Below are 26,249 nucleotides of genomic sequence, written 5' to 3'. Positions count from 1 at the left end.
TTGGCGTGTTCTGTCACCCCTCATTCCACTCCCGGCGCACACCCGCGTCGCATACGCTGCAACGCGTTACATTTCGCCAGGGAAGGGGGCGATGTGTCGACGCGGATTCGAGGCGTGGCAACGGCCATCGCAGTGGCTCTGTTCGCTGGTACAGCACCCGGCGCAACGCGGGCGGAGACGTTCACCGCCACCGAAATCGGCTCGGTATCGGTGCCGCGGGCGAACTGCGGGCCGGGATCGTCGCCGGAGAACGGATTACAGGGGGATGTGCCCGCCGAGGAGCGCGGAAACGGGCGCAGCAGGCTGGGATATTCATGCAACTTGTTTCAGATTGGCGGGTTGCAGGAGCAGGGCGGCGGGGTTCTGTCGGTCACCTACGACCACTGCTCGTACACCAGTACGTTCTTCCCCGGGAATCTTCTCGATCCGGCCGCCCCGGGCGTGCATGTGCTGGATGTGAGCGATCCGGCCAATCCCGTGCGGACGGCCTCGCTCGATGAACCGGCCATGCTGGGCGGTACGTGGGAGTCGTTGAAGGTCAACAAGGAGCGGAAGCTGCTGGCCGCGACGGCGGTGCCGGTGGCCATGGGGACGGCGTACTTCTCGATCTACGACATCTCCGACTGCGCGCATCCTCGGCTGCTCAATCCGGGGGTGGGCACGAATCTGACCATGCCGCTGCCGTTTCTGTCGCACGAGGGCGGGTTCTCACCGGATGGCAATACCTACTGGGCGTCCGGGGTGGGGCCGGGGGTGCTGAGTGCGATCGACGTGCGTGATCCGGCGAATCCGCGGATCATCTGGCAGAGCGTGCAGGCGCTGACCGAGCACGGGTTCGGGATCAGTCCGGATGGGAACACCATGTTCCTGTCGGTGCAGACCGGGATCAATATTCTGGATATCAGTGCGGTGCAGCGGCGGGATCCGTATCCCGCTGTGCCGCAGCTGGCTACCTATCTGTGGGCGGACGGGCTGTTCAATCAGCACAGCGTGCCGGTCACCTATGACGGGCGGCCGTACATCTTCACGCCGGACGAGGCGGGGTCGGGCGGGGTGAAGATCCTGGATGTGGCCGATCCGCGAAATCCGCGGATTGTGCGGACGCTCAAGCTCGAGGTGAACCTGCCGGGGAACATCGATGACCAATGGCGTTCCGCCATGGGCGGTTCCGCGTACTCGTACGACTCGCACTACTGTGCGGCCGATCGGCCGAATGATCCGACGGCGCTGGCCTGTTCGTGGGGGCAGGCCGGGATCCGGGTGTTCGATGTGCGCCGGCTCGAGGACATTCGGGAGATCGCGTACTACAACCCGCCCGCCCAGACCGGCAAGGGCGCGGTGCTGCCCAATTCGCCGCACGGGATCTCCTCGAACCTGGGGCTGCCACTGTTCGCACTGGTGCCCCTGGTGCGGGATGCGTTGCAGGGGCGCATCGATCCGAATGTGCTGTTCGGACCGCGGCTGAATCAGACGGTGTTCGGGGATCTTTCGGCCGACTGGTGCCTGTCGCCCCCGGAGTGGCACGGCAGCCAGTTGTGGACCACCTGCTCGGACAACGGTTTCATGGTGCTGGAGCTCGACGCCTCGGTGTATTCACCTCCGGTGGACCAGGATTCGACCATTGGCTCGTAGCGCGCGGGTGGTGCGCACCGGGGCGGTGTTGCTGCTGGTGCTGGCGGCGTTCGGGCTCGGACGCTGGAGTGCGCCGCCCGAGACGCAGCAGGGGGTGCGGCTCACCGACGTCGATATCGGCTTCGCCCAGGACATGTCGACGCACCACGATCAGGCGGTGTTGCTGGCGCAGACGCTGGCGCGGGAGGTGACGCCGCAGATTCGCGCACTCGCCGATCAGATGAGCACCGCGCAGACGGCGGAGATCGCCATGATGCGCGGGTGGCTCGACCTGTCCGACCTGCCGCGCACCTCCGACGGATCCATGCGCTGGATGGGCGGGCACGAGCACGGCGGCGGGCATATGCCGGGCATGGCGAGCACCGGCGAGATCACCCGGCTGGCCGGATCGCGCGGCACCGACGCGGAAGTGCTTTTCCTGCAATTGATGGTGCGACATCATCGCGGCGGCGTGGATATGGCGCAGTTCGCCTATGACCACGCGAGCAATGCCCAGGTGAAGCGCACCGCACTCGAAATAGTGCGGCAGCAGGCCGCCGAAATAGGGGTCATGACAACCTTGCTCGCGACGCGGGAGGCGAATCCACTGCCCTATCCATAGGAATCGGCGCACCCCGGGAATGCGCGAATCATACGCTACTTGGTTTTGGGCACAAGCGCACCGCGACATCCCTGTGCCCGCGACCAAGCGCACCGTAGGTAGTGCGAGATACGATGCGCCAGAGTATGTTTCGATACGTGAGCCGATGATGCGAAGGGTCTGGATCGAAGGAGTCTCAGCGAACCGAGCACTACCGGAGCAACATCCGGACATGTATCGTGGGGCCCGATAGGGCAAACAGTTCGTATTCGATCCAATGCGATTGAATACCACATGAATTCAGCACATCGAGGTGCTGTCGCACACCGATCGGCAATCCGTCGGTGTTTCGTCCCGAGGGCAGTGGGATACCTGTTGCCGCGGCCGGAATCGGCTGTGGCGGCTTCCTTGTGATCCGCATTGCGGATTCGCATTTACGCACTGACACGCGTCCATTCGCAGGGGAACGGACCGTGCGCACAGGAGGTTTGCGTGGCTGACGACGCGGCACTTCGCTCGTATCTGACAAAAGCGACCCGGGAGCTGCAGGACACCCGCCGCCGCCTCGGCGAGCTGGTGGCACAGCGCTCCGAACCCGTTGCCATCGTGGCCATGGGCTGCCGATACCCGGGCGGGATCAGCTCGCCGGACGGACTCTGGGAGTTCGTCGCGGGCGAACGCTGCGCGGTTGCCGACCTGCCCACCGATCGCGGCTGGGATATGGCCGCCCTCACCAATCCGAACTCCGACAGCCCCGGGGCCACCTATGTGCGGCGCGGCCACTTCGTGGACACCGCGGGCGATTTCGACGCCGCGTTCTTCGGCATCAGCCCGCGCGAGGCCCTCGCCATGGACCCGCAGCAGCGGCTGCTGCTGGAAACCACCTGGGAGGCCCTGGAGAACGGCGGCATCGACCCGAAGTCGCTGTCGGGCAGCGACACCGGCGTCTACATGGGCGTCGGCGCGCAGGAGTACGGCGCGCGCGTCTACCGCGACGACAGCGGGCTGGCCGGGCACCTGACCACCGGCACCACGGTGAGCGTCGCGTCCGGCCGCATCTCGTATGTGCTGGGCCTCAACGGTCCCGCCGCCACCATCGACACCGCCTGCTCGTCGTCGCTGGCCGCCATCCATCTCGCCGTGCGAGCGCTGCGCTCCGGCGAATGCGGGCTGGCGTTGGCCGGCGGCGCGACCGTGGCCTGCTCCCCCAGCATTTTCGTCGGCTTCTCCCGCCTCGGCGCGCTGGCCCCCGACGGCCTGTGCAAGCCGTTCTCCGCCGCCGCCAATGGCTTCGGCGTCTCCGAGGGCGTGGGAGTCCTTGTCCTGCAACGCCTCTCGGACGCCCAGCGGGAGAACCGCCCCGTTCTCGCCGTCATCCGCGGCACCGCCATCGGCCAGGACGGCGCCTCCAACGGCCTGTCCGCCCCCAGCGGCCCCGCCCAGCAGCGCGTCATCCGCGCCGCACTGGCCGACGCCGGCCTCACCCCCGGAGACGTCGACGTGGTCGAAGCCCACGGCACCGGCACCAGCCTCGGCGACCCCATCGAAGCCGATGCCCTGCTCGCCACCTACGGCCAAGCCCACTCCCCCGACCAGCCCCTATTGCTCGGCTCCATGAAGGCCAATATCGGCCACGCGCAGGCGGCGGCGGGTGTCGCGGGCGTCATCAAAATGGTCGAGGCCATCCGCCACGGCGTGGTCCCGGCCATCCCCGGCCTGAACGAGCCCACACCCCAGGTGGATTGGTCTTCCGGCACCGTACGGCCCGTCGCCGAAACCATGCCCTGGCCCCAATCCCCCACCGGCATCCGCCGCGCGGGCGTCTCCGCCTTCGGCATCAGCGGCACCAATGCCCACGTGGTGCTGGAGCAAGCGCCCACCCCCACCGACTCGCACGCGCCCGGCGACGACGTGCCTTCGGCCACCATGGCTTCCGACCTGGCAGCTCGCCGGAATGACAAGGGCACCGGGCTGCCCAACGGCGCAGATTCGACCGGAGCGGTCTCGCTCGACGGGAGCGTGGCCGCCAACGGTGCGCCCGGTGGCGGGCGGGTCGCAATCAACGGCACCCCGCTCCCGGAGAACGCTGAGCTCCCGGCGGTTGCTTTGCCGCTGTCGGCGCGGACCGAGGCGGCGCTGGCCGATCAGGCCGCACGGCTGGCGGAGTGGTTCGAGCGGCGGCCGGAACTCGAGCCGCTCGACGTGGCGTATTCGCTGGCCGGCGGGCGGGCCCGGTTCGAGCATCGAGCCGTGGTGGTCGGGCGGGATCGGGAAGAGGTGCGGCGTGGGCTGGGGGCATTGGCCTCCGGGGAACCCTCGGCGCAGGTTGTGGCCGCGCGGGCGGTCGATTCCATTGGCGGGGCGGTGTTCGTATTTCCCGGGCAGGGGTCGCAGTGGGTGGGGATGGCCGGTGAGTTGTTGGACGGCGCACCGGTTTTCGCCGACCACATCGCGGAGGTGGAGCGGGCATTCTCGGCGCATGTGGAGTGGTCTTTGACCGATGTGCTGCGGAATCGGGCGGGGGCGGCGGATCTGGAGCGGGTGGATGTGGTGCAGCCCGCGCTGTTCGCGGTGATGACTTCGCTGGCGAAGCTGTGGGAGTCGATGGGGGTTCGGGCGGCGGCTGTCATCGGGCATTCGCAGGGGGAGATCGCGGCGGCGTACATCGCGGGGGCGTTGAGTCTGGCGGATGCGGCGCGAGTGGTGACGTTGCGCAGCAGGGCGATCACGGCCTTGGCCGGACGCGGCGGCATGGTGTCGGTGGCGCTCACGCCCGATGAGGTTGCCGAGCTGATCGAGCCGTGGCAGGGGCGGCTGTCGGTCGCGGCGGTCAATGGTCCTGCCGCGGTGGTGGTTTCGGGTGATTCCGGCGCGTGCGACGAGCTGGTCGCGGTGGGCGAGGAGCGCGGGCTGCGGGTGCGGCGGATACCGGTGGACTACGCCTCGCATTCGGCGCATGTCGAATCAATCAGTGCGGCAGTGCATTCCGAGCTGGCCGGGGTGCAGGCGAAGGTCAGCGATGTGGCGTTCTTCTCCACGGTGACCGGCGGGCGGATCAGCACCGGCGAGCTCGGAACTGAGTACTGGTATCGGAATCTGCGGCAGCGGGTGCGCTTCCAGGAGGCCGTGCGGGCCGCGGGTGAGCTGGGGTACCGCGCGTTCCTCGAGGTGAGCCCGCATCCCGTGCTCACCACCGCGATTCAGGACACCCTGGACATCGCCGGCTGGGGCGCGGAAGCCGCGGTGGTGGAATCGCTGCGCCGAGACGACGGCGGGATGCGGCGATTCCTATTGTCCGCCGGGCAGGCCCAGGTTCGCGGACTCACACCGGACTGGAGCGCACGACTGTCCGCGCTCGGTGCTCGGCGAATCGCCCTGCCCACCTATGCCTTCCAGCACAAGCGCTACTGGATCACCGACGACGGCGGTTCCGGCGACGGCGCGGGGCTGGGGCTCACGCCGCTCGGACATCCGATTCTCGCTGCGGCACTACATGATCCAGAATCGGCAGCGGTGACCTTCACCGGGCGGCTGGGACTGGATACCCATCCCTGGCTGGCCGATCACGCGGTGCACGGCACCGTGCTGCTGCCGGGTGCCGCGCTCACCGAGCTGGCGTTGTATGCCGGTGAGCAGACCGGGCATCCGCGTGTGGCGGAACTCGTGCTGAGCGAGCCGCTCGTGCTGCCGCAGCAGGGTGGACTCACCCTGCGCGTGGTGGTGGCCGAGCCGCTTGCCACCGGCGCTCGGCCCGTTCGCATCTATTCTCGTCCGGCAGAGGATGATTCGGCCGCGTGGAGTCGGCACGCGGAGGGCGCTGTCGCCGCCGATGCCGCCCCCACCGGGACCCTGGGCGCCTGGCCGCCGCCGACTGCCGAATCCATCGATATCTCCCGCCATTACGACCGGCTGGGCGACGAGGGGTACGAGTACGGGCCCTCCTTCCGTGGCCTGCGCGCCGCCTGGCGGACCGGTGACACGGTGCTCGCCGACGTCGCCCTTCCCGAATCCGCTCCCGGCGCGGACAAATTCGCCGTTCACCCGGCCCTGCTGGACGCGGCCCTGCACGCACTCGGCTTCGGTGGTCAGCTGAGCACCGGCGACCCGGACCGCATCCGCCTGCCCTTCTCCTGGGAGGGCGTCTCCGTCTACGCGGTGGGCGCGACGGCCCTGCGCGTGCGCATCCTCCCGCGCGGCGAGGAGCGAGTCGCACTCGAATTGTTCGATGCCGCAGGCGCACCCGTCGCCGCCATCGACGCCCTGGTGCTGCGCTCGATCTCCCGCAGCCAGCTGGCCGCACACACGACGACCGCCCGCGACGGCCTGCACGGCGTCGACTGGCAGCCGGTGCAGATCACCGGCGCCGCCCCGAACACACGCGAGTGGGCTGAGCTCCCCCTCGCCGCCGACATCCCGGCCCGCCCGATCACCGTCCTGCGCTACGGGATGGAATCCCCTGCGGCCGGCGTAGTGGACACCGAGCCGGCCATGGCCGCAACAGTGCACGCCGAACTTGCCACGCTGCTGTCGCGTGTTCAGGAATGGCTGGCCGACGAACGGTTCAGCTCGTCGACGCTGGTCGTGGTGACCGCCCGCGCGGTGTCGGTGGCCGAGGGTGAGGATGTCCTCGATCTGGAGCACGCGCCCGGCTGGGGGCTGCTGCGGTCGGCGCAGACCGAGAATCCCGGCCGAATTCTCCTCGTGGACACCGATGCTCCGGAGGTCTGGCAGGACGCCGTCGCCGCGTCGGTGGCCAGTGGTGAAGCGCAGTTGGCGGTGCGGCGCGGGTTGGCGTTCGCGCCGCGTCTGGTGCGTGCGGACACCGATCTGATCGGGAATATCGGGGCGACAGCGGAACCGCGCTGGCGGCTGCGCACGCGGGGGCGCGGGACGCTCGACGGGGCCGGGCTGTCGGTGGAGGAATGGCCCGAAGTCGATCGGGCGCTCGCGGCCGGTGAGGTGCGGGTCGCGGTGCGCGCCACGGGCGTGAACTTCCGCGATGTGATGATCGCGCTGGGCGTGTACGCCGACCCGCGCGCCGACATCGGCGGTGAGGGTGCGGGTGTGGTCGTAGAGGTCGCCGACGATGTGACCGGACTGCGGCCGGGTGATCGGGTGATGGGCATCTTCGAGGGCATCGGCCCGCAGGTCATCACCGATCAGCGGTATCTGGGGCGGTTCCCGGACGCTTGGACCTTCGAGCAGGCGGCCACCACTTCGGCGGTGTTCATGACCGCCTACTTCGGTCTGCGGGATCTGGCCGGATTGCGCAGCGGGGAAACGCTTCTCGTGCATGCCGCCACGGGCGGTGTGGGCATGGCGGCGATCCAGCTGGCCCGCGCCTGGGGCGTGGAGGTGTACGCCACGGCCAGCCCGGGCAAGCAGAACACCTTGCGCGCCATGGGCTTCGACGAGCAGCACATCGGCAATACCCGCACCGTCGAGTTCGAGCAGCGGTTCCTGTCCGCCACCGGCGGTGCGGGCGTGGATGTCGTACTCGATTCGCTGGCACGGGAATTCGTGGACGCGTCCCTGCGGCTGCTGCCGCGTGGTGGCCGGTTCCTGGAGATGGGCAAGACCGATATCCGGGACCCGGAGCAGATCGCCGCGCAGTATCCGGGTGTGCGCTACCGGGCCTTCGATCTGTTCGAGGCCGGTCCGGACCGGGTCCAGGAAATGCTGGCCGAGCTCCTGACCATGTTCGAAGCCGGTACGCTGCAACCCCTTCCAGTCTCGGTGTGGGATGTGCGGCGCGCACCGGAGGCCCTGCGCTACCTCAGCCAGGCCCGGCACACCGGCAAGCTGGCGCTGCGCCTGCCCACCGCGTTGAATCCGGACGGCACGGTTCTGATCACCGGTGGCACCGGCGTTCTCGGCGCGCTGTTCGCCCGCCACCTGATCTCCGAGCACAACATCCGAAACCTGGTGCTGCTCAGCCGTCGTGGCCTCGCCGCCGACGGGGCCACCGAATTGGCCACGGAGCTGGCCGAATTGGGGGCGCAGGTGCGCATCGCCGCCTGCGACACCTCCGATCGGGCGGCCCTCGAGGCGGTGCTGGCCGATATCGCCCCCGAGCACCCGCTGACCGCGGTCATCCACGCGGCGGGCGTCCTGTCCGACACCGTCCTCACCGCCATGACCCCGGAGCAGCTGGCAATCGCCTTGCGCCCCAAGGTCGATGCGGCCTGGAACCTGCACCGCGCCACCGAGCGCCTGGATCTCGCCGCCTTCGTGCTCTTCTCCTCGGCGGCGGGCCTGCTCGGCTCCCCCGGCCAGGCCAACTACGCCGCCGGCAATGTCTTCCTCGACGCACTGGTCCAGCACCGCCGCCAGCGTTCCCTGCCCGCCCTGTCCCTGGCCTGGGGTTGGTGGGCCGACGCCACCGGCATGACCGGCCACCTGGACGAGCGCGACCGCGCCCGCATGAGCCGCTCCGGTTTCGTCCCCATGACCGCCGCGCAGGGCCTGGCCCTGTTCGACGCCGCCCTCACCACCGGCCGCGGTCTCATGGTCCCCGCCCGCCTCGATCTCGCGGCCCTGCGGCGCGCGGCCGACGCCGACGCGAATGCGATCCCGTCCATCCTGCGCGGCCTGGTGCAGGCCACCCGTCGGTCGGCATCGGCTGCGGCACAGTCAGATTCGTCGAACGGGCTGGCGCAGCGTCTCACCGGACTCACGGCTGCCGAACAGCAACAGGTCGTCCTCGCCACCGTGCGCTCCGTGGCCGCGGCCGTACTGGGTCACGACGGCCCCGAAGCCATCACCCCGTCCACCCCGTTCAAGGATCTCGGCTTCGATTCGCTCGGCGCGGTGGAGTTCCGCAACCGGCTACAGGCCGCGACCGGGTTGCAGCTCACCACCACGGTCGTCTTCGACCACGCCACCCCGGTCGCCCTCGCGGAGCACATCCGCACCCAAATCGCCCCGCCTCCACCGGATCCCACGGAAGCGGTCCGCACACAGATCGCCGCCCTGACCGATCACCTGGACGACCTGGGCGACGACCTCGGCGACATACCCGCCGAACAGCCGGAATTGGCCGAGGCGATCGAACGCCTCGCGCAAGCCTTGAACACGGTGGCCCCCGGCCTCCTCGGCACCACCACGGCCGCACTGAGCGGCAGCAACACCCCCGCTCTCACCGATGAGGAGATGTTCGCACTCATAGACGCGGAGCCCCCCGCCCTCCCGCCCTCGTCATCCGGCCAGGCGGCACCCTCGTCCTCCCCGCACGCCACACCCTCGTCCTCCCCGCACGCCACACCCTCGTCATCCCGGCATGCTTTTGGCCGGGATCCATTGCAGGCCGCCGAGAACGGTGTAGTCGGCGACCCCGGAATCGCCCCGCCGCCGACCTGGCCGCTCACCCGCTACCAGACCGACATCGTCGCGGTGGGGCTGCGCTATCCGGATCTGCCGCTGACGCAGGTCGGCGGGTACCTGCGCATCATGGGCGCGCTCGATGCCGAGCGCATGCGCGGGTGTGTCCGGCGCAGCGCGGAACGGCATGAGGCGCTGCGTATGCGGGTCGATGCGGCGGCCATGACGCAGTGGATCAGCCCGGAGGTTCCGGCGGTCGAGATCGTCGATTGCACCGGTGCATCCGACCCGAGGCGCGCGGCCGAGGAGTGGATGCGGCGGCGGACCGATGCGGTGCTGCCGCTGGATGGTCCGCTGTCGGAGCTGGTGATCCTCGTCGATGACACCGATTCCTTCGTGCTGTACGGGCGTTTCCATCATGCGGTGGCGGACGGCTGGTCCTCGGCGCTGGTTATCCGGCAGCTGTGTGCCGACTACCTCGGTTCGGCCGCCGCCGAGCTGCCCTCGCCCGGCTATCTCGAGATCGTGAACGAGCTACAGCGCTACCGGGATTCGGAGGAATGGGGCAAGGATCGCGCGAGTCTGCTCGCGCAGCTGGACGGGGTCGAACCGGCGCTGTTCGCCCGTGCGGCGACCGTGGCCACCCATCGGCGGCACAAGCACAGCCTGCATTTCGACAAGGCTGCGGTGGATCGCATTCGCGCTACGGGGCGGACCGTATTCGCCTACACCGCAACGGCTATCGCGGCGTACCTGCGGCGGATTCACCGGGACGGCGACATCGTGCTGGGTGTGCCGATGCTCAACCGGCAGACGCCGGAGGAGTTCCGCACCGTCTGCGACATGGTGAACATGCTGCCGCTGCGGATTCCGGTCGATGAGGATCGGCCGGTGCTGGAGCTGTCGGCGGGTGCCGCGAGCGCGGTGTGGGAACTACAGGCGCACCAGCGTTTCCCGGCCGGTGATCTGCACAGTGCGCTGCGGGAGAACGGCTTCACGAACGGTTCGCTGTTCGATGTCACGTATTCCTATGTGGCAGTGCCGGATCTGGCCGGCTCGGAGGCCATCGGCGGCGAGGCCGAACTGCTGTCGGCGGGCTACTCCCTCGATGTGGTGAATATCGTGGCCCGCGATTACGAGCGCGACGGGTCGCTGGATGTCGACATCTTCTATGCCGATGATGTTTTCGACGAGAACTTCCCGTTCCGCACCGCGCTGCGGCAGGTGCTCACGCTCATCGAAGCCTCGCTGACCGAACCGGACCGTGCTGTCGGTGAGCTGGCCTTGCTCTCGGCGGCCGAGCGGGAACAGATCGCGAACTTCGAGACGGGACCGTGCCAACCGCTCGATCCGGATGCCACCGTCGATCAGCTGATCGCCGCGCAGCTCGAACGCACACCCGACCTGACCGCGCTGGTCGGCGACGGGCCCGACGGCACCACCTGGAGCCTGGATTACGCCGAATTCGGCACTCGGGCCCGAGGATTGGCCGCCACCCTGCGCAATGCGGGCCTGCGCCCGGAGCAGAGTGTTCCGGTGATCCTGCCGCGCAGCGCAGAATCCGTGGTCGCCGTGCACGCCGTGCTCATGGCCGGCGGCGCGTATGTGCCGATCGGCGTGGATCACCCGGAACTGCGCGTGCGCGAGCTGGTGACGGGATCGGGTGCGCGGATGATCATCGCCGGGCCCGAATTCGAGGAACTGGCAACCGAACTCGGGATCCGCCGGATCGACCCCGATCCGGCGCTGCACACCGAAGCCCCGGTGCGCAGTACCACCCGCTCCACCGACCTCGCCTACGTCATCTACACCTCCGGTTCCACCGGAACCCCCAAAGGCGTGATGATCGAGCACCTTTCGGTCGTCAACCGGCTGGAATGGATGCAGCGCCGGTATCGGCTCACCGAAGCCGATGTGGTGCTGCACAAGACACCCGCCACCTTCGATGTCTCGGTGTGGGAACTGCTGTGGTGGGCGATGACCGGCGCCCGCGCCGCGGTGCTCGCTCCCGGCGCCGAGCGCGATCCGCGCGCCATGGCCGAGGCCGTCGGCCGCCACGGCGTGACGGTGCTGCATTTCGTACCGTCCATGCTCGGGCCGTTCCTCGATCACCTCACCGAAACCGCCGATTCGGCCACTGATCTCGCGTCGCTGCGCCTGGTGGTGTGCAGCGGCGAGGCGCTCACTCCGGCTCTGGTGAACCGCTTCCGGAAGCTCTGCGCACGACTGGGCCTGGATATCCGGCTGGCCAACCTCTACGGCCCCACCGAGGCCACCGTGGATGTCTCCCACTGGGATCCGCCCACCGGCGCGGACTGGATCGACACCGTGCCCATCGGCCGTCCGATCGACAATGTCGCACTGTCCGTGCTGGATTCACGCGGCCGCCGCACCCCGATCGGAGTGCCGGGTGAACTGAACATCGCCGGAATCGGCGTGGCCCGCGGCTATCTGGGGCAACCCGAGCAGACTCTGGCCGCCTTCGTTCAGGATTCGACGGCCCCCGGCGGCCGCCGCTACCGCACCGGCGATCTGGCCCGCTGGCTGGCCGACGGCACCCTGGAGTACTTCGGCCGACTCGACGACCAGGTCAAGGTGCGCGGCAACCGAATCACGCTGGGCGAGATCGAGAATCGGCTCGGTTCCTGCCCCGGCGTGCGCGCGAGCGTCGTGATCGACGAGCGCACCGCAGACGGCGGGATCGGCCTGGTGGCCTATGTGGTCGGCACCGCCAGGGCCGAGGACGTGACCGCACATCTGACACGGCTCCTGCCCGCCTACATGATTCCGTCGCGCATCCAGTTCCTGGACGAACTGCCGCTCACACGCAGCGGCAAGGTCGACCGCAAGGCCCTGCCTGCCGCCGATCGACCGACGACGGGAATCGTGGCTGCCCGCACCGAGATCGAGCGCGAGTTCGTGCGGCTCTGGGCGCAGGTGCTGGATCGCGATCCGGCCGGCATCGGCGTGCACGACGACTTCTTCAGCGCCGGTGGCGATTCCATTCTCGCGCTGCGACTGCGCACCGCCGCCGAACAGCGTGGCCTGGACGTCGACCTGGACGAGCTCTTCACCCGCCCGACCATCGCCGACCTGGCCCGCGCCGCCACCCGGCAGATCGCCGCGGGTCCGGCGGTGACCGCTCCGCTGGAGACCGTCCCGCTCATCGACCGCGCCTCCCTCACCGGTGTGGCCGATGCCTTCCCAGCGACGGCCCTGCAGCTGGGCATGCTCTACCACAGCCTGCAACACGGCGAATCCACCCTCTACCAGGACGTTTTCCGCTACCGACTACGTCTGCCCTGGCAGCGGGAACCCTTCCGGGCGGCGTATTCCGCCCTGGTGCGACGCCATCCGGCGCTGCGCTCGGACTTCGATCTCACCGGCCGCTCCATCCCGCTACAGCTGGTGCACCACAGCGTGCCGGACGCGCTCACCATCGGCGCCGAGGACGACCTCGACTTCGACGCCTACGTGCCGAATGCCGCACCCCTGCATCATCTTCACGTCACCCCGGCCGACGACGGCGTCACCCTGACCCTGCACTTCCACCACGCCATCCTCGACGGCTGGAGCGTGGCCACCCTCGTCCGCGAACTCCTCCAGGACTATCTGCACCGCATCGGCCTCCCGGTCCCCGCAATCGAATCCGCCTCGCACACACCGGCTCTACTCGCCGAGTACGCCCGTGACGAACAGGCGGCAGAACGCGATCCGGCGGCCCGCCGGTACTGGCAGGAACTGCTCGCCGACGCCACACCCGGCACCATCCCCTCCGCCCGGCCGTACCTGCCCCAGGACGAAACCGGCCCCAGCACGAGCACGCTGGTGCTCCCGCACTGGCTGCGGCGAGCCGTCCGAACCGCATCCGCCGTGCAGGGCCTCGCGCCCAAGGCCCTCCTGGCGACCGCCCACCTGCTGACCGTGCGCGCCATGTCCGGGGCGACCGACGTGCTCACCGGCGTGATCACGCACGCCCGGCCCGCACGGCCGGGCGGCGATCAGGTCGCGGGCCTGTTCCTCAACACCCTGCCGTTGCGTCTCGACCCGAACAGCACCGCCGCGACCTGGGCCGACACCGCACGCGCCGTCGATCGGCAGCTGCGCGAAAGCCACCGGCACCGCCGATTCCCGCTGCGCGCCATGATCGCCGACCACGGCGGCCCGCTGTTCGACACCGCCTTCAACTACGTCGACTACCACGGCTTCGCCGAACTGGTCGGCGTCCCCGAGGTGGAGATCACCGGCGTCGATATCGACGAGCAGACGAACTTCGCCCTGCTGGTGACAGCCGCCGTCGACCCTCGCAGCGACAATCTGGTGCTGCGCGTCTCGGCCGGCGACGACGGGATCACCGCCGCCCAGTGCGACGAGTACGCCCAGCTGTTCAGCGGCATCCTGGCAGCGCTGGCCCGCTCGCCCGAGCAGACGGTGGACCTGGACGCGGCGCGAGCCACCGACGTGGTGCGCCTCGTCGAGCAGGCCGCCGGACGACACCCCGAACGCGTCGCGCTGGTGGACGATGGCGAGTCGTGGACGTACCGCCGTCTCGCCGACACGAGCGAGCTCATCGCCGCGCGTCTCGGCGCCGACGGCGTGAAACCCGGCGACCGCGTGGCCGTCCGGCTGGACCGCTCCCCCGAACTCGTGGCTGTCGTCCTCGGCATCATGCGCGCCGGGGCCGCCCTGGTTCCGATCGATCCCAGCTATCCGGCCGAGCGCCGGGCAGCGGTACTCGCGCAGGCGACACCGGCACACGTGATCTCCCGCACCGCCGACCTGCTGCCGCCCACCGCGCCCGCAGCAGGCGACGCGGGTGCCCGGGAGTGGATTCCTCCGGTGCTGCATCCGGATTCGGCCGCGTATGTGCTGTTCACCTCCGGCAGCACCGGCGCGCCGAAGGGTGTCGTCATGCGCCATGGGGCGCTGGCGAATCTCGTCGACTGGCAGTTGCGGGCAGCGACCGGCGCCGGCGCTGTGACGTTGCAGTACGCGCCGCTCGGTTTCGATGTGTCATTGCAGGAGATCTTCTCCACACTGTGTGGGGGCGGGACGCTGCGACTGATTTCGGAGAAGCGGCGGATCGATCCGGTTGCGTTGTTGCGCACGGTGATCGACGGCGGGGTGGAGCGATTGCATCTGCCGTTCGTGGCCTTGCAGGGGCTGGCGGAGGCCGCCGTTGCCACACGCGAGTTCCCGACCACGCTGACCGCGCTGCTCTCGTCGGGGGATCAGCTGCGGGTCACGCCGGAGATTCGGGCGCTGTGTGCGGCGAATCCGGGGTTGGTGCTGGAGAACCAGTACGGGCCGACGGAATGCCATGTCACCACGGCGTATTCGATGTCGGGGGAGCCGAACCGATATCCGGCGCTGCCCCCTATCGGCCGCCCCATCGACGGGGTGCGGGTGCGGGTGCTCGATTCAGAGCTGCGACCGGTGGCGCGGGGTGTCACCGGGGAGATCTACCTCGGCGGCGCCTGCCTGGCACAGGGCTACGAGAACCGTGCCGCGCTCACCGCACAGCGGTTCATCGCCACCGAGAACGGTGAACGTCTCTATCGCACCGGCGATCTCGGGGTCGAGCTGCCGGGCGGTGAGCTGGTGTGGCTCGGTCGCGGCGATACCCAGGTGAAGGTGCGTGGTTACCGGATCGAGTGTGCCGAGGTGGAACTCGCCTTGACGCGGGTGCCCGGGGTCGAGTCGGCGGCGGTGCTGCCCTTGGAGCGGGATGGGATCGACGCGGTGCTGGCGGCCTTCCTGGTCGGTGGCGCGGATCGTCCCGAGCCCTCGACGGTCTCCGCCGAACTGCGGAAAGTACTGCCGCACTACATGATTCCAACCCGCTATCACTGGCTCGAGGCGATACCGGTCCTGCCGAACGGAAAGCGCGACGATCATGCCCTGCGCGCGGCGGCCACCGTCCAGGCCCGGCAGCAGCCGGCCGTGGGCCGCGCACCCGCCGATGAGCAGGAGCGGGCCATTGCCGAGGTGCTCGCCGAATTCGCCGGTGCCACCGCATTTTCCGCGGATACGAGCTTCTTCGAGGCCGGTGGCACATCGGTGGGAGCCATGCGCGCGGCCATGACGATCAGCAACCGCTGGGGCGTGGACATTCCGCTGGAGACCTTCATCTCCACCCCCACGGCCGCCGGACTGGCGACCGTGGTGCGGGCAGGCGGGGTACAAGACTCCTTCGATGCACTGGTGCCGCTGCGCACCGGCGATCCGGACCGGGCACCGGTGTTCCTGGTGCACCCCATCGGCGGCAATGTGCTCTGCTACGTCGAGCTGGCCGAAAACCTGGCCGGGCGAACGGTTTACGGTATCCGGGCAACCGGCATCGAACCGGGCACCACGCCGCTCGACGATATGACCGAACTCGCCTGCTCCTACATCGAAGCGATCCGCCGCACCCACCCCGATGGCCCGTACCACCTAGCGGGCTGGTCGTTCGGCGGATACGTGGCGCTGGAGATGGCGCGCCGGCTCCCGGAGCAGGATCTCGCACAGCTCGTGCTGCTGGACACCATCTGCCTGGGTGACGCCCCGATGACCCCGATCCCGGAGCGGGATCTCATCGTCTGGTTCTTCACCGAGCTGCTCTGGTACGCCCACGGCCCGCAGGCGAGCCCGGAGGAATTCGACACCACCGCAACCACCTCGGACGAACTGTTCGAGGTGATCCTGTCCCGGGCCATTGCCCGCGGCATTGTCGGCGGTGACGCCTCACCGCAGCTGATCCGCCGCCTGTACGGGGTCTTCCGCGCCAATTACGAAGCCACCGTGCGCTATCCGATGACCCCGCTGGACCGCGACCTCGTGGTGCTGCGGGCTCGCGATGCCCTGCCGCCCGCCGCGCACGCCGCACACCATCGGGTGGGCAGCATGTTCGACAGTCCCACCAATGGCTGGGATCGCTGGGCGGCACGGGAACTCGAGGTGGTCGCCGTCCCGGGCGATCACCTGACCATGATGTCTCGTCCCCACGTGGTCGAGGTGGCCCGGCAGCTGGCCGCGGTCCTCGATCGCGCCGAATCCCGGAATGCGGAGGTGGGCAACCGATGACGGTAGCCGAGGTGCACCGGCCACTGAGCCCGATGGAGCGGTGGTACTGGATCGCCGATCAGATCTCGCCCTTGAATGTTATTGCCCGCGTACGGCTTTCCGGTGCGCTGGCAGAATCGGCGCTGACCCGAGCGGCGGCCGACCTGGCCGCGGAGCATCCGCTGCTGCGGGTGAGCATCGCGGCCGACGCGGAGGGGAGGAATCCGGAATTCGTACCGGTCTACAACCCCGAAATCCCCATTCGCACGGTCACTCCCACCGCCGCCGCCACCGACGCCTGGGAGTACGAGGTCGATACCACCGAACTGGGCACCGCACTGGACTGGCGCACCCGCCCGCTGGCCCGGATCGTCGATATCGCCCATCAGCCCGGAACTCCGGGCGAGTACCACGACCTGATCCTGACGGTCTCGCATGTGATCGCCGACGGCACAACGGCCTTGGCGCTGCTGCGCGATCTGGTCGAGTACGCCGCCGGGAACCCGCCGGATGGACCCGCCGCGCATCGGCCGCCCCTGCCGCCCCTGGAGGAGTTGCTGCCCAGCGGATTCCAGGGTGTGCGCGGCCTGATCCGGGCCGTCGGCACCGCGATCGCCGACCAGGCGGTGTCGCTGGTGACCCGTCCCCGCCGGCTCGAACCGCAGACCGTGGTGGACGCGCACTCCCGCCGCACCCGCCTGTGGCATCGCGAATTGTCCGGCGACCAGCTGGAAGCGCTGATCGAGCGCTGCCGCGCCGAGGGTGTGACGGTGCACGGCGCGCTGACCGCCGCCATGGCGCTGGCCCTGGGCCGGGCCGTCGCGCCGGGGCAGAACGGCCGGATCGGCATCGGTTCACCCATCGACTTCCGGGGCGAACTGCACCCCGTGGTGAGCCCTGACGAGGCCGGGGCCTACGTCTGCACGGTCCCGTCCTTCCCGCGATTCGGGGAGGTCGACCTGTGGGACGTCGCCCGCGAGCTCAATCAGGACCTGCTGCGCCGCAAACGTTTCCGCCAGCACCTGGCCCTGATCGCCCTGCTGCGCCTGGCCACGCCGGAGTCGGTGTCCGCCTCGGCCCGCACGGTGGCGCTGCTGGACCAGCGCGGTCCGGGCAATGTGTGCATCTCCAATATCGGCCGCTACGACTTCCCCGAAAAGGCCGGGGACTGGGTGCTTTCGGGTGCGCAGTTCATTGCCGGCATCTCGATCAGCGGCTACTTCGTGGCCACCGTGAACACCAGTCACGGTGTGCTGCACTGGAATTTCACCTACATCGAGGGCGCGGTCTCCGACGCCCGCGCCCGGCAACTCGCCGATGATTCGCTCGAAATCCTGTCCCGTGAACTGACCCGGCCGGAACCGGCCGTACGGAAAGGCTGACAACGTGTCCCAAACCCGTGGAGCGGTACTGATCACCGGTGCGTCGACCGGCCTCGGCCGGGAGACGGCCCTGCGACTGGCCGATCGCGGCTTCCTGGTCCTGGCCGGCGTGCGCAAAGACACCGACGCCGACGACCTGCGACAGGCGGATGCGCGCATCGAGCCGGTCATCCTGGATGTCACCGCATCCGAGTCGATCGCTGTGGCGCACAAGGTGATCACCGAACGCGTCGGCGAGGCCGGGCTGGCCGGCCTGGTCAACAATGCGGGCGTGTGCGTGGCCGCGCCGATCGAACTGCTGTCGGCCGAGGACCTGCGCGCCCAACTGGAGGTGTCGCTGGTCGGTCCCGCCCAGCTGATCCGAACCTTCCTGCCACTGCTGCGGATTCGCGATGCGCGCGCCGAGCTGCGCGCGCCCGCCGGTCGCATCGTCAATGTGGCCTCGGGGGTGGGCCGGTTGGCGACGCCGTACCACGGTGCTTACGCCGCAGCGCAATTCGGCAAGATCGGCCTGTCCGACGCGCTGCGCCGGGAGCTCGCGCCGTTGTCGATCAGTGTGTCCATCATCGAGCCCGGCGCGGTGGCGACACCCATCTGGGGCAAGCTCGGCGAGGGCGCGGAACGCGTGCTGGCCGCCGCGCCCGCCGAGATCGCCGACCTCTACCGCGATCGCTTCCTGGCCTTCGTCACCGCGAACGGCCAACGCGCCCAGGCCAGCCGCACCACACCGGCGGCGGTGGCCGACGCCGTCGAGCACGCGCTGACCGCGCGCACACCGCGCACCCGCTATCCGGTGGGCGCGGATTCCAAGGCGGTGGCGGTGGCCACCCGTCTGCTGCCGAACCGGCTGCTGGACCTCGTCATGGAACGCACCAGCCCGGCCGTCACCGCCCCCAAGGAGGTGCGCGCGTGAAGGCCCTCATCGCGGGTGCGGGCATTGCCGGCCTGACCACCGCCGTCGCCCTGCGCAGGCACGGCATCGACGTCGAAATCCATGAGACCACAGCCGGATTCCGGAACACCGGCACGGGTCTGGGTCTGGCCTGCAACGCCACCGCCGCACTGGCCGAACTCGGTATCGATCCCACCGGCGGGCCCACCGGCAGCCCGCTGCGCCGATTCACCATTCACGGACCCACCGGAAACCTGGTGCGGGAGTTGCCGATCCGGCAGATCACCGCGGAACTGAACGCACCCATCGTGAATATCGGCCGCAACGACCTGATCGCGCTGCTGCGCTCCGCGGCCGCAGAGGTGCCGATCCACTGGAACAGCCCGCTGCGCGACTACGAGCACGACCATGACGGCGTCACAGCCACATTCGGCGACGGGGTCAGCGCGCGCGCCGATGTGCTGATCGGCGCGGACGGCATCCGCTCGGCGGTGCGGGCGCGCATTGCCGGAGACGAACCGATCAACGAGTACGGCTACGTCTGCTGGCTGGCCGTCCTTCCCTTCTCGCACCCGAACCTCGAAACCGGTGTGGCCCGCCACTATTGGGGACGCGGCACCCGCTTCGGCCTCATGGAGATCGGCGGCGGCCAGGTCTACTGGTGGGGCACCCGGAATGTCGGTGTCGCCGCCGCCCGGGACTGGCACGGCGGAAAGGCCGGTGTCGCCGCGGTATTCGCGGGCTGGGCTCCCGAAGTGGTCGAGGTCATCGAGCAGACCCCCGAGGAGTCCATCGTCATCGTGCCCGCCCAGGACCGGAACTTCCTGCCGCAGTGGGGCGACGGCCCGGTCACGCTCATCGGCGATGCCGCCCACCCGATGCTCACCAGCCTGAGCCAGGGTGCGAGCTCCGCCATCGAGGACGCGGTGGTACTCGGCCACGAACTGGCCACCGCCACGAATCCCCGTGCGGGACTGCGCAGTTATGAGAACGCCCGCCGGGAACGGACCCGCCGCCTGGTCGCGGACTCACGCCGCCTGAGCCAACTGGAGCAATTGCAGAACCCGCTGGCCGTGCGCCTGCGTGACCTCGCCGTGCAGGTCACGCCCATGAGCATGCTGCGGCGGCAGAACATGCAGCCCATGCGATTCCAGCTACCGACGCAGGCGCGCACGGTCGCCCGATGAGCAACCCGGCGGGTGCGACCCGCTACGCCGCCATGGCCATCCTGTGCCTGGCCGAACTGCTGGTGGTCATCGACAACACCATTATCAATATCGCGCTGCCCGCCATCGGGACGCAGCTCGGCGCGGGCTTCAGCGGCCTGCAGTGGTGTGTCGACGCCTACACCCTCACCTTCGCCGGATTCCTCTTGGCGGCAGGCACGCTCGGCGACCGCTACGGCCGCCGCCGGGTGCTCTACCTCGGCATGGTCGGCTTCGCCGCCATGTCGGTGGTGGCGGCGACCTCGGATCGGCTGGCCGAACTGGTCGGCGCGCGGGCGGCCATGGGCGTCTTCGCGGCAGCCATCTTCCCGGCCACCCTCGCCCTGGTCACCACGCTGTTCACCGATCGCAAGGAGCGTTCGATCGCCATCGGTGTGTGGGCCGGGGTGGCGGGCATCGCCATTGTCGGCGGGCCGCTCGTGAGCGGTTGGCTGCTGGAGCATTTCACCTGGCATTCGGTCTTCTGGATCAACCTGCCGGTGGCCGCCATCGCGATGGCGGGCACCGCGCTGTGGGTGCCCGAAGCCAAGGTCGCCGACCCCGCCCGGCTGGACATCGCGGGTGTGGTGCTGTCGATCGCCGGCATCGCTCTGCTGGTGTGGGCCATTATCGAGGCGCCCCGCTACGGCTGGACCACGCCGATCACCCTGACCGCCTTCGCGGGTGCGGCGTGCGCGCTGACGCTGTTCGTGCTCTGGCAGCTACGGGTGCGGGCTCCGCTGCTGGATGTGCGCCTGTTCAAGATGCGGCGCTTCGCCATTCCGGCACTGTCGATTTCGGTGGCGTTCTTCGCGCTGTTCGGATTCGTCTTCTTCTTCACCCTGTATTTCCAAGCGGTGCGCGGTTACTCGGCCATGGAGACCGGTGTGCGCGCCCTGCCCTACGCGGTCGGCATCATGATCGGCGCACCCATCGGCATGGCCCTGGGCCGCAAGCTGGGTACCGCGCCCACCGTGGCGGCGGGTCTGGCGGCCCTGTGCGGCGGGTTCGTGGTCGCGACCTTCCTGGACACGCACACCTCGTACGCGGCGGTCATTCTGCCGACCACGATTCTCATGGGTGCGGGACTGGGCCTGGTGCAGGGTCCCGCGACCGAACTGCTCATGTCGAATCTCGCCGAGGAGGACATGGGCGTCGGCGCCGCCATCAACGACACCACCCGCGAGGTGGGCGGCGCACTGGGCGTGGCGGTGCTGGGATCGGTGCTGTCCTCCAGCTACGCGCACGCCATCGCACCCGCCGTATCCGCCGCCGGAATACCGGAACACATCGTGCGCGAAGTCAATTCGTCGCCGTTCGCGGGATTGGCGCTGGCCGAGCAGATTCCGTCGCCACAGCTGCGGGAGCAGGCGGTCACCGTGGTCCGGGACGCCTTCGTGGACGGCATCTTCTGGACCGCCGGCGCCGCGGCCCTCGCCACCGGCGTCGGCGCGCTGCTCACCGCCGCGCTGCTGCCCTGGCGCGAAGGCCGCCAAACACCCGCCGCACCCGAACCACTCGCCGAGGAGGCCGCATGACCGAGCCGCAGTCCACCGAGATGAAATCCCTCCAATTGTCGGCGGGCACCATCGAATACCTGGACTCCGGCGGCTCCGGCCCGGTGCTGGTCTTCCTGCACGGCGCCATGAAGGACGCCCTGGTGTGGCGCGAGGTGGTGGCCGGACTGCCCGGCTTCCGCTGCGTCCGGCCCACCATGCCGCTCGGCAGCCACCGCATCGCCATGGAACCGGACGCGGATCTGAGCATCGCGGGCCTGGCGCGACTGGTCGCCGAATTCCTGCACGCCCTGGACCTGCACGACGTCACGCTCGTCCAGAACCATTGGGGCGCGGCGCAGACCATGCTGGCCGAGGGCTGCGCCGATCGGATCACCCGCCTGGTGCTGTGCGCCTGCGAAGCCTTCGACAACTACCCGCCGGGCCGGGCCGGGCGGGCCTTCGCCGCGGCCGCCCGCGTGCCCGGGGCGCTCGCCCTGGCCGGACGAGCCCTGCGCAATCCGGGCCTGCGCGCCCGCTACGCCGCAGCCGATCCGACCGCGCTACAACCCATTCCGTCCGATCTGGCCGAACGCTGGCTGCTCCCCTTCGCCACCGACGAGGGGGTGCGCCGCGATATCGGCAAGATCCTGGGCCAGCGCTACACCGCCGAGGACAAACGGCGATGGGCCGAAGCCACCGGCTTCCCCGGCCCGGTGCTCGTGGTGTGGGCGCGCGAGGATCAGCTCATGCCGCAGGAACACGGGCCGCGGCTGGCCGCCGGTTTCCCGAAGGCCCGCCTGGTGCGGGCCGACCACAGCCGCACCTGCGTACCGCTCGATCGGCCGGACCTGCTGATTCGCGAACTGACCGCCCTGTCCTCCGCATGATCGGGCCCCGCAGCGGGTATCACCGGCACGGCAGCCCACGCTGCCCCGCGAATCAGGGTGCGGGCGCGCCTGACGTCATGCGACACGCTCATACCGATGCTTAGCCCTGCTACCTTCGAAAACGCGGAACCCGCAAGGCAAGGAGCACGCCATGAGCATCATCGTCATGATCATCATCGGCCTCATAGCCGGCGCCATCGCCCGCCTCCTCGTTCCCGGTAAAGAGGACATGGGCTGGATCGCCACCATTCTGCTCGGCATCGCAGGCGGTTACGTCGGCGGCACGCTCGGCAGCCTGGTCTTCGCACCGCACAAGTTCGACTTCCGGCCACCGGTGGAGCACACCTTCGTCGGCGCCATCATCGGCGCGATCGTGATTCTGGTGATCTACAAGTTCGTGCGCAGCAGAGTCTGATCCCCAACCCGCATCGTCCAACCCCAACCCGCACTACGTCGAAGCACCGGTGAAGGTCGGCTACTTCCCATCTCGTCCGAGGTCAGGAGCAGCCATGGTCACCATTGTCGGCGGCGGCATCGCCGGTACCGTCCTCGCCGGGGCGCTGGCCCGAAACCGGGTCGCGGGAGACAGAACCTTTTGCCCCGCAACCGTTTTCGAGCGTCGTCCGGAATCCGGCAGTGGCGCCTTCCTGGTGCTCGACGGTCACGCCCACGAGGTGCTGACACGTCTGGGTGTCCCGCTCGAGGACCTGCACCGGGTCTCGCATCCGGTGCCGGGATTCCGGGTGCACCTGCGCGACACCACGATCCCCAGCGCAGGCCACCGCCTGTACCGGCGGCCCGATCTCATGGCGGCCCTGACCGGATTCGCCTGTGCCGCAGGGGCCGACATCCGGTTCGACCAGCCCGTCATCGATATCGATCCCGAGACCGCCACCGCCATCCTGGACGACGGCACCGCGGTCGAGGACGACCTGCTCATCGGCGCGGACGGCATCGACTCGCTGGTGCGGGCACGGCTCGAACCCGAGCGGATCGCCGAGTACGCGGGCCAGGTCGTCTGCTACGGCACGACGACCACCCCGGTGCAGCCGGAATCCGAAGCGGGCGTACTGCATTTCCACGGCCACGCCAGCGACAGCCCGCGGCCGGTCGGCACCTTCGGGCACTACTGGAGCGAGGGCACCGCGTTCTGGTTCGCCCGGCTCACCCGGCCGCCGGTTGCCCAGCGCGACATCGGATTTCATCCGGTCGACGCCTGGTGCGACATTGTTCGCACCGCCGCGCCCGGTATCCCGGGACTCATCGACACGTTGCTGGCGCACACCGACACCGTCCATGTGTCCAATACCCGCGATGTTCCGTTCCGGGATGCCGCGCCGCCGCGCACCCCGGTGCTGCTGTGCGGCGATGCCGACCACGCCATAACTCCGGCGGCGGGCCGGGGTGCGCGCGAGGCCATCGACGATGCGGCGGCGCTGTTCGAGGCGCTGCGCACGGGCGGCGATCCGGCGGCCGCCATGGCCGCGCGCCGCAGCGAACTGGCCGCCGAACGTGACCTGTCGGTCCCCGTCGCCCGCCCCGGACCTCGCTGAACCCGCACGCCCGCTACCGTGAAGAACAAGATCACGCGGCGGCGAGGAGGTGACCGGGATGCGACGGCGGGATATCCGCGCCGACGGCTACATTCGCGGTGTCCGGCTGGAACGTGACGCCCCGACCTCGGGTTATCCCTTCGATCTCCCGGTCGTGAACGCCCTCGCGAAGGGCGTCGACTTCGGCTCCGGCGTCACCTTCCTGGTCGGCGAGAACGGATCGGGTAAGTCCACCCTGGTGGAGGCGCTCGCGGTCGCCTACGGCTTCAACCCCGAGGGCGGCAGCGAGAACTTCAACTTCGCCACCCGTGCCAGCGAATCCGAACTCGGCAATCATCTGATCGTCGCCAAGTCCGGTCGCCGGCCGCGCACCAGGTATTTTCTCCGCGCCGAGTCCTACTACAACGTGGCCACCGAGATCGAGGAGCTGGACAGAGCACCCAGTTTCGGTCCGCCGCTCATCAACTCCTACGGCGGCGTCTCACCGCACGAACGCTCGCACGGCGAATCCTTCATCGACCTCATCACGCATCGGTTCGGGCCCGGCGGGCTCTATCTGCTCGACGAGCCCGAGGCCGCGCTCTCGGTGCGCGGGTGCATGGCGGTGCTGGCGCGCATGGCCGAATTGGCCGCGCGGGACAGCCAATTCATCGTGGCCACGCACTCGCCGATTCTGCTGGCGTTGCCCGGGGCCAGCATTCTCGAACTCGACGACGACGGCGAGATCCACGAAACCAGTTATGACAAGGCGCTTCCGGTGCGCTTGACCCGCGAGTTCGTGAACGATCCGGATGTCTTCCTACGGCACCTACTGGAGTCGTGAGCGCAACCCCGCCGCGAAGGCCCGGGCCGCCGCCAGATCGTCCGAGCTCGGGTGACCCTTGCGGACGCCGCCGACCGGTTTGAACGGGAACCAGGTGTCCCAGCCCTCGCAGCGGAAGGTGTCCACCACGTCGAAACCCTTGCGCTGCAACGAATCCACCACGGGTTTCATGAAGGGGCGCACCGGCACTTCGGAGAAACCGCTGGTCGCGAAGACGAAGGCGCGGCCATGCTGTCCGTCCGGGAGGGCCCGCACGAAGTCGCGCAGTTCGGGGTACATGGCCTGATGACGCACCCCCGACCCGAATCCCACCAGGTCGTAGCCGAGGAGCGTGGCCGGATCGAGGTCCTCGGGGCCGACCACCTTGGCCTGCAGCACCTCCCCCATCGCGTCGGCGACCCGCCGGGTATTGCCATGGGACACGGACTTGCACACGATGATTGCGTTCATATCTCGTGGACACCGCCCGATTCTCGACCGTGACACCGACTTCGTGTGGCCTGCGTCACCGCGTCAGCGTGCGCACCGCATCGGCCGCACCGAGCTTGTCGGGATTGCGGACCGCGTACAGCCGCGCGATCCGGCCGCCCTCCACCTCGATGACCTGAATGGTATCCAGGCTTTCGTCCACCGTGGACCGCACCAGCAGCGCGGGCCGGGCGTTGTACTCGCCGAACTCGACCCGCATGCCCGCCATATGCTTTCGCGCCAGCCCCAGCAGGTAGTTCACCACGGCTTCGGCGCCGAGAATCGGGCGTCGCGCGGCGTGCACCCGACCGCCGCCGTCGGTGATCTGCACGACGTCCGGGGCCAGCACATCCATGAGGGTCTGCACGTCACCGGTGCGAATGGCCGCGAGGAAGGTGCCGATCACGGCCTGGCTGGTGTCGCTGTCGGTGTCGAAGCGCTTGCGGCGGGCGTGTACATGCTCGCGGGCGCGGTGTGCGATCTGGCGCACGGTGGTGTCGGTCTTGCCGATCATGTCGGCGATCTCGACCAGGCTGTGGCCGAACACCTCCGACAGCACGAAGACCGCACGCTCGGCCGGGCCGAGGGTCTCCAGCACGAGCAACATGGCCATGGACACCGATTCGGCCAGCAGCACATCGTGACTCGCGTCGGGTGCGGTGCGAATCGGCTCCGGAAGCCAGCTGCCGACGTAATCCTCGCGGCGACGCTTCACCGTCCGCAGATGATTGAGCGCCTGCCGGGTGACGATCCGCGTCAGATACGCGCGCGGATGCTCGACCTCATCCGCGGGAACGTCACGCCAGCGAATATAGCTGTCCTGCAAGACATCTTCGGCATCAGCGGCACTGCCCAGCATTTCGTAGGCGATGGTGAACAGCAGCGGCCGCAGCCGATCGAACACCTCCGGGTCGCTGCCTTCGCGCACCGCGATCACATCACTCATGGCTCCCCCTCCGTCCAC

Annotated in this window: 13 protein-coding genes; 11 read left to right on the top strand and 2 right to left on the bottom strand. The window is 69.2% G+C overall.

Features of this window, described 5'->3' with window-relative positions:
* Positions 1-114: 114 nt before the first annotated feature.
* The 11 genes from H0264_RS14790 (at position 115) to H0264_RS14740 (ending at position 24,817) form a co-directional block, all read left to right on the top strand.
* Positions 115-1,632, top strand: a complete 1,518-nt coding sequence (locus H0264_RS14790) for an LVIVD repeat-containing protein (RefSeq protein WP_181584492.1) — start codon at positions 115-117, stop codon at positions 1,630-1,632.
* Entirely contained in the window at positions 1,622-2,233 is a 612-nt protein-coding gene (locus H0264_RS14785) for a DUF305 domain-containing protein (protein WP_244976190.1), read from the top strand. The genes H0264_RS14790 and H0264_RS14785 overlap by 11 nt, the downstream gene beginning before the upstream one ends.
* 471 nt (positions 2,234-2,704) lie before the next feature.
* Positions 2,705-16,597: an amino acid adenylation domain-containing protein gene (locus H0264_RS38595; protein WP_420832061.1), complete on the top strand. Its 13,893-nt coding sequence runs from the start codon at positions 2,705-2,707 to the stop codon at positions 16,595-16,597.
* Positions 16,594-17,958 carry a phthiocerol/phthiodiolone dimycocerosyl transferase family protein gene (locus H0264_RS14775; protein WP_181584491.1) on the top strand — a complete coding sequence of 455 codons (1,365 nt, stop codon included), beginning with the start codon at positions 16,594-16,596 and terminating at the stop codon, positions 17,956-17,958. Before H0264_RS38595 ends, H0264_RS14775 begins: the two co-directional genes overlap by 4 nt.
* Before the next feature lie 4 nt (positions 17,959-17,962).
* Positions 17,963-18,871: an SDR family NAD(P)-dependent oxidoreductase gene (locus tag H0264_RS14770; protein WP_181584490.1), complete on the top strand. Its 909-nt coding sequence runs from the start codon at positions 17,963-17,965 to the stop codon at positions 18,869-18,871.
* On the top strand, positions 18,868-20,037 hold the full coding sequence (locus H0264_RS14765) for an FAD-dependent monooxygenase (RefSeq protein ID WP_181584489.1): 1,170 nt from the start codon (positions 18,868-18,870) through the stop codon (positions 20,035-20,037). The genes H0264_RS14770 and H0264_RS14765 overlap by 4 nt, the downstream gene beginning before the upstream one ends.
* Complete coding sequence (locus H0264_RS14760; RefSeq protein WP_181584488.1) at positions 20,034-21,593, top strand: MFS transporter; 1,560 nt, start codon at positions 20,034-20,036, stop codon at positions 21,591-21,593. The genes H0264_RS14765 and H0264_RS14760 overlap by 4 nt, the downstream gene beginning before the upstream one ends.
* Entirely contained in the window at positions 21,590-22,441 is an 852-nt protein-coding gene (locus tag H0264_RS14755; protein WP_231086839.1) for an alpha/beta fold hydrolase, read from the top strand. Before H0264_RS14760 ends, H0264_RS14755 begins: the two co-directional genes overlap by 4 nt.
* Positions 22,442-22,592: 151 nt before the next feature.
* On the top strand, positions 22,593-22,856 hold the full coding sequence (locus tag H0264_RS14750; RefSeq protein WP_181584487.1) for a GlsB/YeaQ/YmgE family stress response membrane protein: 264 nt from the start codon (positions 22,593-22,595) through the stop codon (positions 22,854-22,856).
* 94 nt (positions 22,857-22,950) lie between these two features.
* The gene (locus H0264_RS14745; RefSeq protein ID WP_181584486.1) at positions 22,951-23,994 is read left to right on the top strand and encodes an FAD-dependent oxidoreductase; all 1,044 of its coding nucleotides are present in this window, start codon (positions 22,951-22,953) and stop codon (positions 23,992-23,994) included.
* A gap of 58 nt (positions 23,995-24,052) precedes the next feature.
* Positions 24,053-24,817, top strand: a complete 765-nt coding sequence (locus H0264_RS14740) for an AAA family ATPase (protein ID WP_181584485.1) — start codon at positions 24,053-24,055, stop codon at positions 24,815-24,817.
* On the opposite strand, the gene H0264_RS14735 is transcribed toward H0264_RS14740, so the two are convergent.
* Together H0264_RS14735 and H0264_RS14730 are read right to left on the bottom strand one after the other, a co-directional pair.
* The gene (locus H0264_RS14735; RefSeq protein WP_181584484.1) at positions 24,803-25,267 is read right to left on the bottom strand and encodes a flavodoxin family protein; all 465 of its coding nucleotides are present in this window, start codon (positions 25,265-25,267) and stop codon (positions 24,803-24,805) included. The genes H0264_RS14740 and H0264_RS14735 overlap by 15 nt on opposite strands.
* Before the next feature lie 55 nt (positions 25,268-25,322).
* Positions 25,323-26,231, bottom strand: coding sequence for an RNA polymerase sigma-70 factor (locus H0264_RS14730; protein ID WP_181584483.1), 909 nt, complete (start codon positions 26,229-26,231; stop codon positions 25,323-25,325).
* Positions 26,232-26,249 lie beyond the last annotated feature (18 nt).

The organism is Nocardia huaxiensis (genome assembly GCF_013744875.1).
GTDB lineage: Bacteria > Actinomycetota > Actinomycetes > Mycobacteriales > Mycobacteriaceae > Nocardia > Nocardia huaxiensis.
Note: the sequence above shows the minus strand (reverse complement) of the source record. Positions and strands in the feature narration are given on the sequence as shown.